The following is a 14,457-nucleotide window of genomic DNA, read 5'->3' as shown; positions in this document are numbered from 1 at the left end:
CTCCCCCGGCCGTCAGCTCCAGGCCAGCCACAGGAGCCCGAGGTACAGCAGGCCGATCACCAGCAGCCCTCCGACGAGCATGCGACGTCCCGAACCCCCGCGAGAACCGCCGGATCCTTGGGCCACGGCGTTCAGGTCGACCACGACGGTGCCCGCCACGACGTCATGCAGGCACCTTCTGCTCGGACCGAAGATCCAGGCGACGTTCACCAGCGAGAGGAGGAATCCGACATAGGGCAGCAGCGTCACCGCCATGTACAAAAGAGAGCGCACGCCGGCCTGGGACGTCGTCAAGGGCCTGCCATCACGGCTGACGACCTTCAACCGGCACAGCCGCTTCCCGATGGTCTGCCCCCAGAAGGCATGGCCGATCCAGAAGTACAGGAACCAGAGGATGACCACGGACACATCGATGTACCAGTACGGGTTTCCGGCGAAGGGGTTGTCGAACACGAAATCCTGCCAGCCGGAGGCGGCGCCCTGGTCCTGTGCTACGGCGGACCGGTCGTCGCCGTCCACGAGGCCTGGCGCCGCCATCATCGTGATGGCATAGCTGATCACACCGAAGATCAGCGCATCGATGAGGCTCGCGCCGAACCGGTACCGCCGCGCGGCGATCACCGTCTTCGGCGGCGCAATGGGGGGTGAGGTCACCGGGCAAGTCTGGCAGCGGCCGGAGTTCCCCGCGACGTACCGACATGGCGGACAAAGGGGTACTGGCCACTGCGGGGAACAACGCCACCTGAGGCCGATTCGGCCGGTCACGGGCGGCGAGCGTCGCCGCGTATAGATCGGGATAGTTGCCCTGGATATAGCGGGTGCCCTGGATCACCTCGCCACCTGGGTGACGGCCGCGGAGGTCGAATCGTTAGGCGCCGCCATGTCGGACAAAGGGTCGATGAGCGAAAGTACTCGCTCATGAAACGCTTCCGGGTGATCCTGCCGATCATGCTGCTGACGGCGTCCCTGGCGACCGGCTGCGGCCTGGTATCCGACCTCACGGGGCAGCGGTCCTTCACCGCCAGCAGTGAATCCATGGAGCCGACCTTCAAGGTGGGGACAAGGGGCACGGCCGACCTCGTGCACGACTACGTGCCGAAGACCGGCGACATGGTGGATGGCCACGCCGGCGGGGTCTGCTGGATGGTCAGCGGAGGAGGCGGTGGGCGGTGGTGGCCAGGAGGAGGGCGGTGTGGACGGTGGGGTCGGTGACCGGGTGTCCCAGGAGGGTTTCTATGCGGTGGAGGCGTTGGTAGAAGGATTGGCGGCCCAGGTGGAGGGCGGCGGCGGTGCGGGTGGGGCTGCAACCGTGGAGAAGGAAGGTTTCCAGGGTTGTCACCAAGTCGGTGCGGTGGGTGCGGTCCCAGTCGACCAGGGGGCTGATGGCGCGGCGGACCAGGTCCGCCGCGTGGGAGGGGTCGAAGTGGCGGGTGAGTTCCAGGTCCAGGGCCAGGGCGCGGGTGGTGACGACGGGGGTGGCGCGGCGCAGGCCCAGGGCGGCCCGGGCGTCGCGGAGGGAGGGGCCGAGGTCGGCGAGGTCCGCGGCGGGAGGCCCCACGGCGACGCGGAGCTGGGTGGCGCTGAGCCTGCGCAGAGCCTCCTCCAAAGCCTGGGCGGCGGCGCCCACCGTGTCCGTCAGGGAAGGGGGGACGGCCAAGGCGCCGAGCACCAGGCGTGACACCCGGCCGCGGATCGCGGAGGTGTGCAGGATGTGCGCGGCCCGGTCGACAACGGCCAGCGCCGCCGCGGTCTCCACCGCCTCGGCGGCCACCCCGACCAGCACGTGGCCGGGCGGCAGCTGGAACCCCGCCATCATGGCCCGCACCGCCGCGTCCGCCTCGGCGGTGCCCTCGATCAGGTCGCGCAGCAGCGCGGACACCTGCTGGTCCCGCTCGCTCGGCGGGCTGCCGGTGCGCAGCATCGCCAGGGCCAGCGCGACGGCCGTCCGCTCCAGCGCGATCATCAGGTCCTCGCCGGGCAGCGCCGACCCCGGCCCCGCCACCAGCCGTCCCCAGGGCCCCCCGTGCAGGGTGACCGGCGTCTCGCACCCTGCGTGCTCCACGGCCCGCCACGCCTCCCGGTCACCCGCCACACCGTGCGCGGCGACCAGCGCCCCGCTCGCCGCCACCAGCACCAGTGGCGCCCCGATCACCTCGGCCCCGGTGGCGAGCACCCCGGCCACCCCGGCCCCCGCGATGAGCGTCTCGTTGAGCGCCCGGGTGGCCCGGTCTCCGAGGCGCAGCCGCCGGCCGGCGTAGTCGACGATCAGCGTGTTGACGTGCTCGATGATCCGGATGAACGGCACCACCGCGTACAGCGCGATGAACGGCAGCTCCTGCCGCCGCGCCTCCTCCACCAGCTCACGCGGCGTCTCGGGGAAGGTGCGGCCGAGTTCCAGCGCGACCCCCGCCACCCCGCGCTGCGCGATCTCGCGCAGGTAGTGCCGCCGGGCGCCCGCGTCGGTGCCCGCGAGCCCGAGCCCGGTGGTGAGCAGCAGCTCACCCCCGGTGAGCAGCGGCCCGATCTCGTAGATCTCGCTGGAGTGCACCCAGCGCACCACGCGGTCCAGCGAGGCATCGCCCGCGAGTACGCGCGGCCGGGCCTCGCGCAGTACGTCGAAGGCCAGCAGTTCGCGAAGCGTGAGCGGCATACCTACCCGCTTTACGGATTGTCTGGTGAGGGTGGCCATAATACGGACGATCTGTCCGTTCTCGCAGGGCGCCTTCCGGGGGATAGTTGCCCCATGACCAGCGAAGCAGCCGACCCGGCCGCGATGCTCGCCGTCGCGCTGGAGGAGGCCAGGAAGGGGCTCGCCGAGGGCGGCATCCCCATCGGCGCGGCCCTGTTCGGCCCGGACGGTCGCCTGCTCGGCCGGGGACGCAACCGCCGCGTCCAGGACGGCGACCCCTCGGTGCACGGGGAGACCGCGGCGTTCCGGAACGCGGGACGCCAGCGGACGTACCGGGGCACCACCATGGTGACCACCCTGTCCCCGTGCTGGTACTGCAGCGGGCTGATCCGCCAGTTCGGCATCACCGGCCTCGTCGTCGGCGAGAGCCGCACCTTCACCGGGCAGCACGAGTGGCTCGCGGAGAACGGCGTGTCCGTCACGGTGCTGGACTCCCCCGAATGCGTCGAGCTGATGACCGCGTTCATCGCCGCCGACCCGGCGCTGTGGAACGAGGACATCGGAGAGGATTCATGACCCATGAAGACGGTCCCGATCGTCGATCTGACCCCATGGTTCCAGGGCGGCGCCGCCGATCGCGCCCAGGTGGCGGGGCGGGTCGACCAGGCGCTGCGCGAGATCGGCTTCCTGCTCGTCACCGGCCACGGGGTGCCGCCGGAGCTGCGCGCCGGGGTGCGGGCCGCGGCCAAGCGGTTCTTCGCGCTGCCCGATGAGGTGAAGCGGCGTTACGCCGTCACCGTCGGCGGCCGGGGCTGGCTGCCGCCCGGTGTGGAGGCCAACGGGTACGCCGAGGGGACTCCCACCCCGCCGGACCTGAAGGAGACGTTCGCGGTGGGCGCCGACGACCCGATCGGCGACCCGCTGATCGACGCCGAGTGGTTCCTGCGGAACGTGTGGCCGCCGGAGGTGCCCGAGCTCCGGAGCCTGGTCACCGAGTATCTGGCCCGCATGCGCGCCCTGGCCGATGAGCTGCTCGTCGTCTGCGCGGCGGCGCTCGGCCTGCCGGACGGCTTCTTCACCTCGAGGGCCGGCCACCCGTCGTACACGATGAACATCAACAGATACCCGCCGCTGTCGCAGGTCGGCCCGCCCGAGCCCGGCCAGTTCCGCATCGGCCCGCACACCGACTTCGGCACGGTGACCGTCCTCGACCGGCAGCAGGGCGTCGGCGGCCTGCAGGTGTTCACCCTGGACGGCGAGTGGATCGACGCGCCGTACGCCGAGGACTCCTTCACCATCAACATCGGCGACCTGCTGGCCCGCTGGACCGGCGACCGCTGGCGCTCCACGCGGCACCGGGTGCTGCCGCCCGACCCGAGCGCCCCGGACGAGGAACTGGTGTCCCTCATCTACTTCTACGAGTGCGACCCCCTGGCGGAGGTGGAGTCCCTGGGGCCGCCGATCGGCACGGTCACGCATCCTCCGGTCATCGCGCACGAATACCTCATGGAGAAACTGAAGGCGATCACGGTATGACGGTTCTGGAACCCCCCGGCGTCGCGGTACGCGAAGGCGACTATGGCGCGAAGGTCACCGCGGTGGAACCCGGCGGTGTCGAGTTCATCCCCCTGGCCGACCGGCACGGCACGCCCCGGCAACTGCTGTGGACGTGGATGTCCCCCAACCTCGAATTCGCGACCATCTTCCTCGGCGTGCTGGCGGTCGCCGCGTTCGGGCTGAGCTTCTGGCAGGCCGTGCTGGCGGTCACCGTGGGCACCGGGCTCGGCGCGCTGTCGCACGGCGTGCTGTCGGCGCGCGGCCCGGCGGCGGGGGTGCCGCAGATGGTGCTCGGGCGGCTGCCGTTCGGCTACTGGGGCAACCTGCTGCCGTCCGCGTTCAACACGGTGGCGGCCGGCATCGGCTGGTTCGCGGTGAACAGCGTCAGCGGGGCGCTGGCGCTCAACACGCTGACCGGGCTGCCGGCGTGGCTGTGCCTGGTGGTCGTGGTCGCGGCCATGGTGGTGCTCGGCTTCTTCGGGCACAACTTGGTGCAGGCGTTCGAGCGGTACGCCTTCCCGGTGCTCGCCGTGATCTTCCTGGTCGCGTCGGTGATCATCCTGACGCGGGCGGACCCGGGGTTCGCCGGCAGCGGCGGCGGACTCGGCGGGTTCCTGCTCACCGTCGGCGCCACCTTCGGGTACGCCGCCGGCTGGAACCCCTACGCCGCCGACTACACCCGCTACCTGCCGCCGGACGCCGGGAAGCGGGCCGTGGGGCTCGCGGCCGGGCTCGGCGTGTTCGTCCCGTGCGTGCTGCTGGAGGTGGTGGGCGCGGCGTCGGTCACCATCGGCGGCGACGCCCTCGGGCAGCCGACCACCGCCTTCACCTCGCACCTGCCCGGCCTGATCGCCGGCCTGACCCTGCTGGCCATCGCGCTCGGCGCCGTCTCGGCGAACGCGCTGAACGTCTACTCCGGCGCGATGTCCCTGCTCACCATGGGCGTGCGCCTCCCGCTCACGATGCGCCGCGCGCTCACCGCCGTCGCGTGCGGCGTCGTGGGCTTCGTCGTGGCCCTCACCGGACTTCAGGACGCGGGCCACAAGTACGAGTCCTTCCTGCTCGTCATCTCGTACTGGATCGGCCCGTGGCTGGCCGTCGTGCTGACCGACCAGTACCTGCGCCGCGGGGAGGTGCCCCTGGCCCGCCTGTACGACCGGTCGCACCGCAGCCCCGCGGGGCCGATCGCCATGCTCGTCGGCGTGGTGCTGTCGGTGTGGCTCTTCTGCAACCAGGAGTTGTACGTGGGCCTGGTCCCGAGCCGGTTCCCCGCGGTGGGCGACATCACGTTCGAGGCCGGCTTCCTGATCGCGGGCGTCGTCTACGTCGCGCTCAAACCCCTGCGCCGCTGACCCCGGCCCCGTGGCGCCCGGCGCCACGGGGCCCTTTCCCACGCGCCGCGCCGCCCAGGCCGAACCCGCTCGTCTGGCCACGCCTACCCGCTGCTCAGGCGGCTTCCCCTCACCGTGGGCACCAGCGATGGCCGCGCCGGCCGAGGTCTTGAGCGACTCGCGCCGAGCCGGTATCGCCGCGCGGCGATCGCTTCCGGTGGCGAGATGGGGGGAGAAGTCACCGGGCAAGTCTGGCAGCAACCGGAATTACCTAGTAAGGATGCCGCCATGGCTGACATATGGCTACAGGCGGCGGTGCGGAACAACGCCGAGTGGTGCGACTCGATGTGCCGCGCGCATGGCATGCCGGGGACGTTCAGTGATTCCCTGTGGTCCAACCCGCGCAGGTCGCCACCGCTGTACCCGGACGCGGTCACCCTCACCCCGGCCGCGTCGGCCGACGCCGTGCTCGCAGCGATCGAGCTCGACTCCCCCGAACCCTCGGTCAAGGACGGCTTCGCCCGGCTCGACCTGCGCGACGCCGGCTTCCGCATCCTGTTCGACGCCCAGTGGATCCTCCGAGCGCCTACCCCTGCCAGCCCGACGTCCGAACCAGGCGTGCCGTCCCCCAGCCCTCGCGACTTCCCCTCCACGCCAGGCGCTCCGTCGCCCATCCCTCGCAGCCCGACGTCCGAGAGGCCAGGCGTGGCGCCAGCGGCTCTCGAAGGTCGCCTGCCCGACCTGCGGGCCGCCACCGGGGATCCCATCGCCTGGAGCACGATCACCACCGCGGCAGGCCTGCGCGACTGGGAGACCGGCCTTCTCCCCGGTTACGAAGGTGTCCTGTTCCCCGCCGTGCTGCTCGCCGACCCCGCCGTCACGCTGCTGGCCGGCCGCATCGACGGCGACATCGTCTGCGGCTCCGCCCTCAACACCAGCGACCAGGTGGTGGGCGTGTCCAACGTCTTCGCCTCTGGATGCGACATCGAGGCGGCCTGGGAAGGCACCGTCACGATGGCCTCCACCCTCTTCCCCACCCGCCCCATGGTCGGCTACGAGCATTCCGACGACCTGGAGGCCCCTCTCCAGCAGGGCTTCACCCCCATCGGCCCGCTACGGATCTGGCTCAAATAGCAACGTCACCCTGTGACCGTACGGACCTCGGTGACGCGCTCGCCGGCGTTCAGGGGCGACCGGCCTTCCGGTAGGCGTCCAGGACGTCCTGCCGGAGCAGGTGCCCGAAGCCGGCCCGTTCCAGACGCAGCCCCAGGGCCGCCTGGTCGGTGCCGAGCGCGGCGGCGGCGCTCGGCAGGTGCCAGTCGTGGCGGGCGAGCACGCTGAGCAGGTGACCGCGCCGGCTCTGCGCCTCCGAGAGCCGGAAAGTCTTCAGGTACGCCAGCCGCCCGGACTCGTCGGTGATCATCTCGCCGATGTGGTTCTCCCGCTGCCGCTCGAAGGAGGGCAGGAAACGCCGGAGCGTGAAACGGCCGAGCCGGTAGACCACCTCCTCGCGATCCGGCGCGGCCCGCAGCCCCGCCGCCATGACCGAATCGTGGAAGTCCGCCCACTCCCGCTCACACCGCGTAGCCTGCGCCCGCAGGTCGGCGAGCGAGGAGACCGCGGCCTCGTCGATCGCGACGGGCACGTCCCTGGCCGGATGGAACAGGGCGTACTGGTAGATCAGCTCGCCGTACAGGTCACGGACCAGCGTGGGATGCAACGCCCGGTAGTCCTCGGGATGCGGCACGACGAAGGCGGCGGCCAGCGTGTCGCCGACGTAGAGCAGCACGCCGCACTGCCCGGCGTAAATCTCGAAGACGCGCAGCGCGTCGTCGAGCCCACGGACCTCCGCGCCGGTGTAGGCCTCCTCGACACGGGGCGACAGTCCATGGGCGACCGCCTGGTGGGTCCATTCCTCCCAGGCCACCGTCGGGCCGCCGAAGTGCAGGGCGAGGAAGCCCTCCAGCGCGAGGTGCAGGGGCAGGAAGCGCAGCCGGTTCTTCTCCACGCGCCGTGCCATGCGGCGCCGCGTCCTGATGCCCATGTGCCGCAGCGGCCGTCCGAGCTGCGTGCCGTACGTGGCGGCCGGCGTGCCGTCCCCGGTCCACGACGCGACGAAGGCGTGCGGGATGTAGGCGGTGTAAACGGTCTTGTCCGGCAGGGACACCATGGAGAGCTCGTCGCCGTAGACCACGGGGTGCAGCCGCAGGTCCTTGATCGGTTCCGGGCGCACGAGCGGCACCAGCCGTACCGAGCCCCAGGTCTGCGCGGGACGCGTCATCAGTCCACTGAGTTCGATCAACGCCGTGCCGCCCTGTCCTCCAGGTAGGCGCGCAGCTCGTCCAGACCGGTCCGGCCCTGGGCGAACGCGGCCAGCTCCACCAGCGCGGGCAGATCCTCGGCGTCCCGGATGCCCACTGTGGGCACCATGGGAGACACGCGCCGCACGTCGAACCGCTCGGCGTCGTAGACCGGGTTCAGATGCACGATGCCGACCTCCCCGGCGGGGTCGAGCCTGCGCCGCCAGACACGCAGCACCTCCGCGGCCAGCCCGGGCGGCGCGTTGTCCCAGCCGTCGGAGACGATGACCAGCCGGTCAGGGCGCTGCTCCAAGGCGTCGATGATCCGCTGTCCCAGCGGCGTCGGCCCGAGCGGTCGGGCCGGCACGGGGTCGGCGCGCCGGGAGAGCCACAGGCCCTGGTAGGAACCGGCCAGCGCTTCGAGCAGATAGTGGCAGGCCAGCGCGACCGCCAGGGGACGGCGGCGCTTGGCCGGCGACCCATAGGAGGAGAAGCTGTCGTCGAGGACCGCCGTAACCTTCCCCCACGTCCCTGCGCGCGCACCGGCCACCCGGGCGGCCGCGGCCCGCAGCGCGGCGGCGAACTCGTCGCGGCGCTCCGAAGACGGCCGGGACAGCGCGTAGGAGGCCAGGCGGACGAGCGGCATGGCCGCCAGGTCCGCTTCGGTGTCCACACCGTCCTTCCTCGCCGACCTGGTGAGCCTCAGCCGCTCCAGCGAGGTCAGCCGGGGGGCGATGCGCGCCATGAAGACCTCGCGGTCGATCCCGTGACGGGCGGCGAAGCCCTCCGCCACCGTGTACGGCAGCTCGTACAGCGCCGCCCTCTCGTAATGGGCCCGGCGCCACGCCTCCAGAATCGGGGTGGCGAACCGGGTACGGCTGCGCGGCGCGAACAGGAAGTCGCCGAGCTCGCCCGGAAGGCGCAGATGAGCGTGCCGTACCGCCCCCTTCACCGCAGAGCGGTACTTGACCGCGTCGAAGGCGAGGTCGGGACGCGCCGCCAGCCAGCCCCGGACGATCGCCCGGGTGCGCCTGTTGTTGATCCCCTCGCGTCGCAGCTCCCGGAACAGCCGGTAGACGCGCGGCGGGCTCATGCGGGCGAGCCGCCAGGCGATCAGCCGCCCGTCGCCCGCCCCCGGTTCCCTCAGCAGGTTACGGATGATCAGCGCGGCGTTGTGGTCGTTGATGTCCAGGGCGAGCGTCGCCGCGTACAGGTCGGGATAGTTGCCCTGGATGTAGCGGTGCAGGAAGTCCAGCGAGAGCCGCTGCTCGTGAGCCGACCCGTGGAACTCGCGCTGGCCGGTCGACGTGATGGCCGCGTTGGCGAAGAGCAGCACGTCCTCGCACTCGATCAGGTCGGCGTAGGTGTCCATCGCCCCTCACAAGGCAGACCGGCCGGGGAATGAGAGCACGAACTGCGAAGCATCGCTTCAAAGGCGGGTTCCGGAAGTCGCACTGGAGTCCCGCGGCCGGCCCAAGGCTCGACCCTAGCAAGACCCTTTACGAGCAAGCGAGGGATTATCACCGCATCTGTCCAGCAAGCGCCGACGCCGCCGGCAACCTACCCCCCACGCACCACCCCGTCCTGTACACACGCACCCCCCTCGGCCCGTACGCACCCGGCCGGTTCGCACCACCCCCGGCCCTACCCGCCTCCGCCAGCGTGGTGACCACATACCTTCACCGGGGTGCCGTTCTCCACCCGCTGTGTGCTGGATGTGGCCGGCGCCGGGTCGGCGAGTCGTGGTACGGCGATGTCGGCGCCGCCGTACGGTGCCCGACCCGGCGAACGTCCGTGGACAGCGCACCAGCTCAGACATGCCTCGATGTCTACGTGGTGGCGAGGACCTCCCGGAACTCCATGACCGCCGGACGGCCTTGCTGGGCCATCGGCACGGCGCGGAGCACCAAGCGGCCCGTCTCCAGGATGTGGGTGCTGCGATACGCCGGAGACATCCCGCCGATCGTCGCCGCCGCCTGCCGGACCCCTTCGTCCGTACCACCCCGGGTGACCGTACACAGAGCACCGTGCAGGGCGATGTTCGCTTTGTACTGGTAGTCACCGGTCTGTCGCAGCACCTCATCTCGCGCCTTGCCCGCAGCGGCCTCCTCACCGGCACCCGCGTAGACCCAGCTTTCCGCGAAATGGATCTGATCCGGCTTCCAGAAGCCCCATGGGTCGGACCGGTTGCTGGTCTCGGCGAGCCGGACGAGCGCGTGCAACGTCTGACGGGCCTCGTCGTGCCGGCCGAGCATCGACAGCGCCTTCGCCTGCGTCGTCATCAGGTCGACGCTGGGCGCTCCGGCGATCTGCTCGGCGGACTCGACCAGGCGGAGGACGGTCTCAGGGGCGCGCTGGCCGTACAACCCGTGACCGGCCTCCTCACCGCGCACCAGCAGACGCAGCCCGAAGTCGCCGGAGAGGTCCGCCGACTGGCGGGCGATGCGCCACCAGCGGATCGCGGCGCCGTGATCGCCCAGGCGGGTCAGCGCGTTCGCGTGGACGGCCGAGAGCGTGGCCGTGATGCGGTGCAGCCCGGCCGTCTCGGCGGGAGCGCAGGCGTCCAGTTGCCGGCGCACCGTCATCAGGTCGACGGCCAGATCGGCGGCCACCTGCGCGGGAGGTCGGGTGCGAAGCGCGTGCAGGTGATCGGAGCAGCTCACCTCCCAATCGTCCATAGCGCGGAAATCGTTGCTCAGGGACAGGCTGAGAAGCTGTCGGACGGGTTCGCCGGGTACTCCGAGCGCTCCGAGAACAGCGCTGGTCGCGGCGAATCGCAGAAGCTGTCGGCGTTCCGTGGCGTCCTCCTCGTCGGTATTCCCCTTTGTTGCGAGTGTACGTAGCCGGTCGATTTCCACAACCAACCCATGAAGTGTTACAAGTCGCCCATCAGCCCCCAGAGCATCATCGATCCCTTTGATGTGATCGGCGTGCGGACGCGCGATCCCGCGCTCCCACCTGGAGAGCTCTCCTTGATCGACGAAGGCCGCTCTGGCCAGTTCACGCTGCGAAAGATTGCGAACTTCCTCCCGCCAATGGCGCATAAATGCACCCAGTAGATGCCATGGCGACTCACCGAGGGCGACCGGCTCACATGCGCGCGGCATGAAGAACTCCCCGTGATGGATTGATGGGAATGCGCGCCCCATCAACGTTCCGCTTGGACCGTTCCGAAAGCTCTTCCACTATGACATCCACCAGGCAGAAAGACCTGGGTAAAAGCAGACCCGCCCGGCGCTGCAACGTCCGGGCGGGTCCTTGATCAGGAAGGCGAGTCCTGACCATGCCAAAGGTTATGGGCAGCGAAGCGATCCAAGCCGGCTGGAGTCCCGACCAACCCCTCACCCCGCCGGACAGCGCCCCCGGCGACAGCCCACCCCCTCCCAAGGGCGCCCCTCCGGGCGGAACAGGATCGCACCGGCACAACCCGCACCTGCCTTCCACGAACCGGCACGCGCCGCACCGGCCCGGAGCGACGTCATGAGCCGACCGGGACAGCTTGCGAACCCGCGACCGGGACGGCCCATGAGCCGACGACCGGGACCGCTCGTGAGCCGGCGACCGGGACGGCACAGGGCGGGCGGCGTACGGCCCGGCCCCGTCCGCCCCAGGCGCTGGGACCTGCCCCAGCGCGCCGCCGCCGCGCAACTCGACCAACTCGAACCGGCCTGGTTCGTGTCCTACGGCGTAGGCAGCAGACGCTTCCTCGCCATCGCCGCCTGGCACACCACCCCGCTGAGGGTCGAGGCGGCCACGGTGCACGAACTCCAGGACCTGATGCGCGACGCCGAACTGGAAACCGCCCTGTCCCCCGCCTCGCTGTCCATGGCGGCACGATGACCCACCCCGCCCCCACCCCCGACCACGCCCTCGGCGACCTTTACGGCATGCCCCGGCCTGGCTACCCGTGGGCGGCACGATGACCCACCCCGACCACGCCCTCGGCGACCCGTACGGCATGTCCACCAACGCACGGATCTCCGTCGGCGGCCACATCCCCATGCCCACGGGCGACGTCACGTCGACACCCCTGCCGCAGGCGATCCACGACCTGATCGAGCGGCAGATCGCCCTCATGGAGCAGGCCTATCCCGGCTGGCAGGTCCGCCGCCTCTTCCGCACCGACGGGACACCGGGCGGCTGGTGCGCCACCCGCCACGTACCGCCGACCCACGCCGAGCGCTGCGCCGGTCTGCTGCCCGGCATCGCCCGTCCCGACGCCGAATCCCTGGTGATGGCCCTGGCCGTCCAGGAAGAGATCGCCCACCAGAACGGCTGCCCGGAAGACCGGACCCCGACTCCGGCCACGAATCGTCCGGCGGACCCGCCGGGCCGTCCCACCTCTCTCAGAAAGGAAACCCAGCACATGGACAACCTGTACGACCGCGACCTCACCGGCGCCGCGTTCACCCCGCTGTGCGGCGGCAACACCGGCGAGGAGGGAGAGGCATGCGTCGAGTTGGCCCCGATTCCGGGCGTTGACGACGCGTTCGCCCTGCGTGACAGCAAGAACCCGGATGCCGGGACGCTCCGCTTCAGCGGTTCCGAGCTGCGCACCGCCGGCATGACCACCATCTAGCGACACCACCACCCCGGGTGGCTCCCGCCCGCCGCAGACAGGCGGGAGCCACCCTCACCGTACGGGGCGCCCATGCATTTTCACTGCTACTCATGGACCGGAATCGGCGACGAACAACGCCGCGAAGGCGAACGCCGCCCGCCACTACCCCCCGGCGACCTCGCCGCGTTCCGGGCCTCGCCTCTACCCCCCATGCGCACCTGCGACTGGCTACTGAAACCCGCCGGCCGCATCGAAGCCTCCCCCAGGACGGTCGCCGAGGCCCTGACCTGGCTGGCCGAACGCTACAAGGCCGCCGAACCGTCCTTCCTCCACCCGGCCGACGAGGCCCACATCGGCCTGGACCACCGGCTACGAAACGCTGAGGAATCACTCACCGGCGGCGTAGACGTCCAATGGGGCATCTGGCTAACAGCAGGCAGATTCCTCACCCTCAACACCACCTCCTGCACCCCCAACCGCCACGCCCCCCACCCCTGTCCTAACATCTGACATCGCTCCCCGTGCGCGGAGGCGAGGGCAGTCGCCCGGTATCACCAAATAGACGGCTAGCACAAAAGGCGGCCGACCGCCGACCTTCGACCTCAAGCTCTACAAACAGCGCCACGTTGTGGCGCGCACCGGCTCAAACGCCACCGCGCTGTAGTCATCGGGTTGGACAAACTCCCCGTGCGCTACGAGGCCACTGATCTCATGGCGCGAGCAACAAATGGCTCTGACCGACTTCGATACACGGTCTAGTTTCTAGTCGCCACCCCCCTCGTTGTCAGCCATTCGTTCACAGGCCAGTATCACCTTCTTGAGACGATCCAAGTCGAATGGGCCGAGCCAGCTATCGTCAAGAAGCATCGCGTCAATACTCCCACAGACGATGTCAACATTGAGTATCTCAAAGCGTGACGGCTCACCGAAAGCCGCTTCTGCCGGCCAGACGTCGAGTGCGTCATTCACGCATATTCGACTTACGTCATTCATTCTGAGCAGAGCAGTCGATGGGCGCTCATGCTGGAATTGCAGCAAGAACCAAGACGTCCAGCCGTTCGGCGCCACCTGGTTAAGGTCGCGATCAACATATCCGGTACTCAGCGAGAGAGAGCTTTGAATCACTCCGTCTCTGAACCCGTCTACAGCGTCCAGCAGCGCTTGCCATCCCTCTGCGTCTGAAACGTGATATGACCGAGGCATCAGAATCTTCACCTAACAGAGGTCGATCTGGGGAGAACGCCTGCCGCCTCCACCTGGGTGACGCTGATCTCTCGCGTCATAATCGAATTCGTGGTAACCAAATCCATGCCTGCCACCTCCGGCAGGATCATCATACTGTCTGACACGGTCACCGAAACGGTCATACGTTGCAACCTGCCTGATCGTACCATCCGAGTAGAACCGCTCATACATTTCATAGGGCGCACCCTTGATGGGCGCACGCCCTTTTTCCTTCTTTCGATAATATTCCTCAGGCAAGAAGGGATCAGCGCCAGGGGCATCGTTGTGGACGAGGATTGCCTTGTCGCCCGCGAGGACGTGGTAGGTATGAATGCCTGCAACCGTCAGGTTGCGGACGTGGTGTGCGGCGGTCCACTTCTTGATGGCGGTGATCTGGATGTGGGTGCCGGCGCTGGTTTGGAGGAGGGTGCCGACGCGCAGTTCGGCGGCGGTGAGCCATTTGTGGAACTCGGGGGCCCAGAAGGGGTGGCCGTCGGTGGCGATGACCACGCCGGTCGCGTCGCCTCGCTTGCCGTCGGTGTCGGCTGTGATCTCTACGAGGCTCTTGTCGCCGTCGCCTGTTATGAGGTCAAGGACGAGGCGGGGACCTGTCTGGCCTGTTTCCGGGTCGGTCGCCTGGACGAAGTCGCCGACCTGAACTTCTTCGATGGGTTTGTGCGTGCCGTCGGCCATTTCGATCGGTTCGCCGTCGAGGCCTCGGCTGTAGCGGCTTTGCACGGTGCCCGCGTCGCTGGTCATCGCGACGATGTCGTTGGCCAGGTCGCCGTATACGTAGCGGCTCAGTACCCCGCCCTGGCTGCGGCTGACGACGCGGTCCAGGGCGTCGTAGGTGGT

Annotated in this window: 14 protein-coding genes and 1 pseudogene; 7 read left to right on the top strand and 8 right to left on the bottom strand. The window is 69.7% G+C overall.

Annotated elements, in window-relative coordinates:
- Nucleotides 1–12: 12 nt before the first annotated feature.
- Both ACFO60_RS11760 and ACFO60_RS11755 read right to left on the bottom strand, forming a co-directional pair.
- Complete coding sequence (locus ACFO60_RS11760) at nucleotides 13–654, bottom strand: RDD family protein (RefSeq protein ID WP_380840058.1); 642 nt, start codon at nucleotides 652–654, stop codon at nucleotides 13–15.
- Between the two features lie 493 nt (nucleotides 655–1,147).
- A complete protein-coding gene (locus tag ACFO60_RS11755; RefSeq protein ID WP_380840057.1) occupies nucleotides 1,148–2,650 on the bottom strand; it encodes a PucR family transcriptional regulator in 1,503 nt (500 codons plus the stop codon).
- Nucleotides 2,651–2,743: 93 nt separating this feature from the next.
- Here ACFO60_RS11755 and ACFO60_RS11750 point away from each other — a divergent pair, with 93 nt between their 5' ends.
- From ACFO60_RS11750 to ACFO60_RS11735, 4 genes are all read left to right on the top strand, one after another.
- Entirely contained in the window at nucleotides 2,744–3,205 is a 462-nt protein-coding gene (locus ACFO60_RS11750) for a nucleoside deaminase (RefSeq protein ID WP_380840056.1), read from the top strand.
- A 3-nt stretch (nucleotides 3,206–3,208) separates the two neighbouring features.
- Nucleotides 3,209–4,165 carry an isopenicillin N synthase family dioxygenase gene (locus ACFO60_RS11745; RefSeq protein ID WP_380840054.1) on the top strand — a complete coding sequence of 319 codons (957 nt, stop codon included), beginning with the start codon at nucleotides 3,209–3,211 and terminating at the stop codon, nucleotides 4,163–4,165.
- Nucleotides 4,162–5,538 (top strand): purine-cytosine permease family protein, encoded by a 1,377-nt coding sequence (locus ACFO60_RS11740; RefSeq protein WP_380840053.1) that lies wholly within the window; start codon nucleotides 4,162–4,164, stop codon nucleotides 5,536–5,538. Before ACFO60_RS11745 ends, ACFO60_RS11740 begins: the two co-directional genes overlap by 4 nt.
- Nucleotides 5,539–5,805: 267 nt before the next feature.
- Entirely contained in the window at nucleotides 5,806–6,651 is an 846-nt protein-coding gene (locus ACFO60_RS11735; RefSeq protein WP_380840052.1) for a hypothetical protein, read from the top strand.
- Between the two features lie 49 nt (nucleotides 6,652–6,700).
- On the opposite strand, the gene ACFO60_RS11730 is transcribed toward ACFO60_RS11735, so the two are convergent.
- From ACFO60_RS11730 to ACFO60_RS11715, 4 genes and pseudogenes are all read right to left on the bottom strand, one after another.
- Nucleotides 6,701–7,819: an ARPP-2 domain-containing protein gene (locus ACFO60_RS11730; RefSeq protein ID WP_380840051.1), complete on the bottom strand. Its 1,119-nt coding sequence runs from the start codon at nucleotides 7,817–7,819 to the stop codon at nucleotides 6,701–6,703.
- Nucleotides 7,816–9,189 (bottom strand): hypothetical protein, encoded by a 1,374-nt coding sequence (locus ACFO60_RS11725; protein ID WP_380840049.1) that lies wholly within the window; start codon nucleotides 9,187–9,189, stop codon nucleotides 7,816–7,818. The genes ACFO60_RS11730 and ACFO60_RS11725 overlap by 4 nt, the downstream gene beginning before the upstream one ends.
- A 457-nt stretch (nucleotides 9,190–9,646) precedes the next feature.
- The gene (locus ACFO60_RS11720) at nucleotides 9,647–10,495 is read right to left on the bottom strand and encodes a hypothetical protein (RefSeq protein WP_380840314.1); all 849 of its coding nucleotides are present in this window, start codon (nucleotides 10,493–10,495) and stop codon (nucleotides 9,647–9,649) included.
- A 210-nt stretch (nucleotides 10,496–10,705) separates the two neighbouring features.
- Nucleotides 10,706–10,861 (bottom strand): annotated as a pseudogene (locus ACFO60_RS11715) (helix-turn-helix domain-containing protein); the annotation flags it as partial.
- Between the two features lie 505 nt (nucleotides 10,862–11,366).
- Between ACFO60_RS11715 and ACFO60_RS11710 the strand changes: the two are divergent.
- From ACFO60_RS11710 to ACFO60_RS11700, 3 genes are all read left to right on the top strand, one after another.
- A complete protein-coding gene (locus ACFO60_RS11710; protein WP_380840048.1) occupies nucleotides 11,367–11,657 on the top strand; it encodes a hypothetical protein in 291 nt (96 codons plus the stop codon).
- Between the two features lie 79 nt (nucleotides 11,658–11,736).
- Complete coding sequence (locus tag ACFO60_RS11705; protein WP_380840047.1) at nucleotides 11,737–12,396, top strand: DUF397 domain-containing protein; 660 nt, start codon at nucleotides 11,737–11,739, stop codon at nucleotides 12,394–12,396.
- Nucleotides 12,397–12,588: 192 nt separating this feature from the next.
- A complete protein-coding gene (locus ACFO60_RS11700; RefSeq protein ID WP_380840046.1) occupies nucleotides 12,589–12,888 on the top strand; it encodes a hypothetical protein in 300 nt (99 codons plus the stop codon).
- A 252-nt stretch (nucleotides 12,889–13,140) separates the two neighbouring features.
- On the opposite strand, the gene ACFO60_RS11695 is transcribed toward ACFO60_RS11700, so the two are convergent.
- A complete protein-coding gene (locus ACFO60_RS11695) occupies nucleotides 13,141–13,593 on the bottom strand; it encodes a hypothetical protein (protein WP_380840045.1) in 453 nt (150 codons plus the stop codon).
- Nucleotides 13,594–14,361 carry a polymorphic toxin-type HINT domain-containing protein gene (locus ACFO60_RS11690; RefSeq protein ID WP_417765079.1) on the bottom strand — a complete coding sequence of 256 codons (768 nt, stop codon included), beginning with the start codon at nucleotides 14,359–14,361 and terminating at the stop codon, nucleotides 13,594–13,596.
- Nucleotides 14,362–14,457: the final 96 nt, after the last annotated feature.

The organism is Sphaerisporangium dianthi (assembly GCF_042654065.1).
Classification (GTDB): Bacteria; Actinomycetota; Actinomycetes; order Streptosporangiales; family Streptosporangiaceae; genus Sphaerisporangium; species Sphaerisporangium dianthi.
Note: the sequence above shows the minus strand (reverse complement) of the source record. Positions and strands in the feature narration are given on the sequence as shown.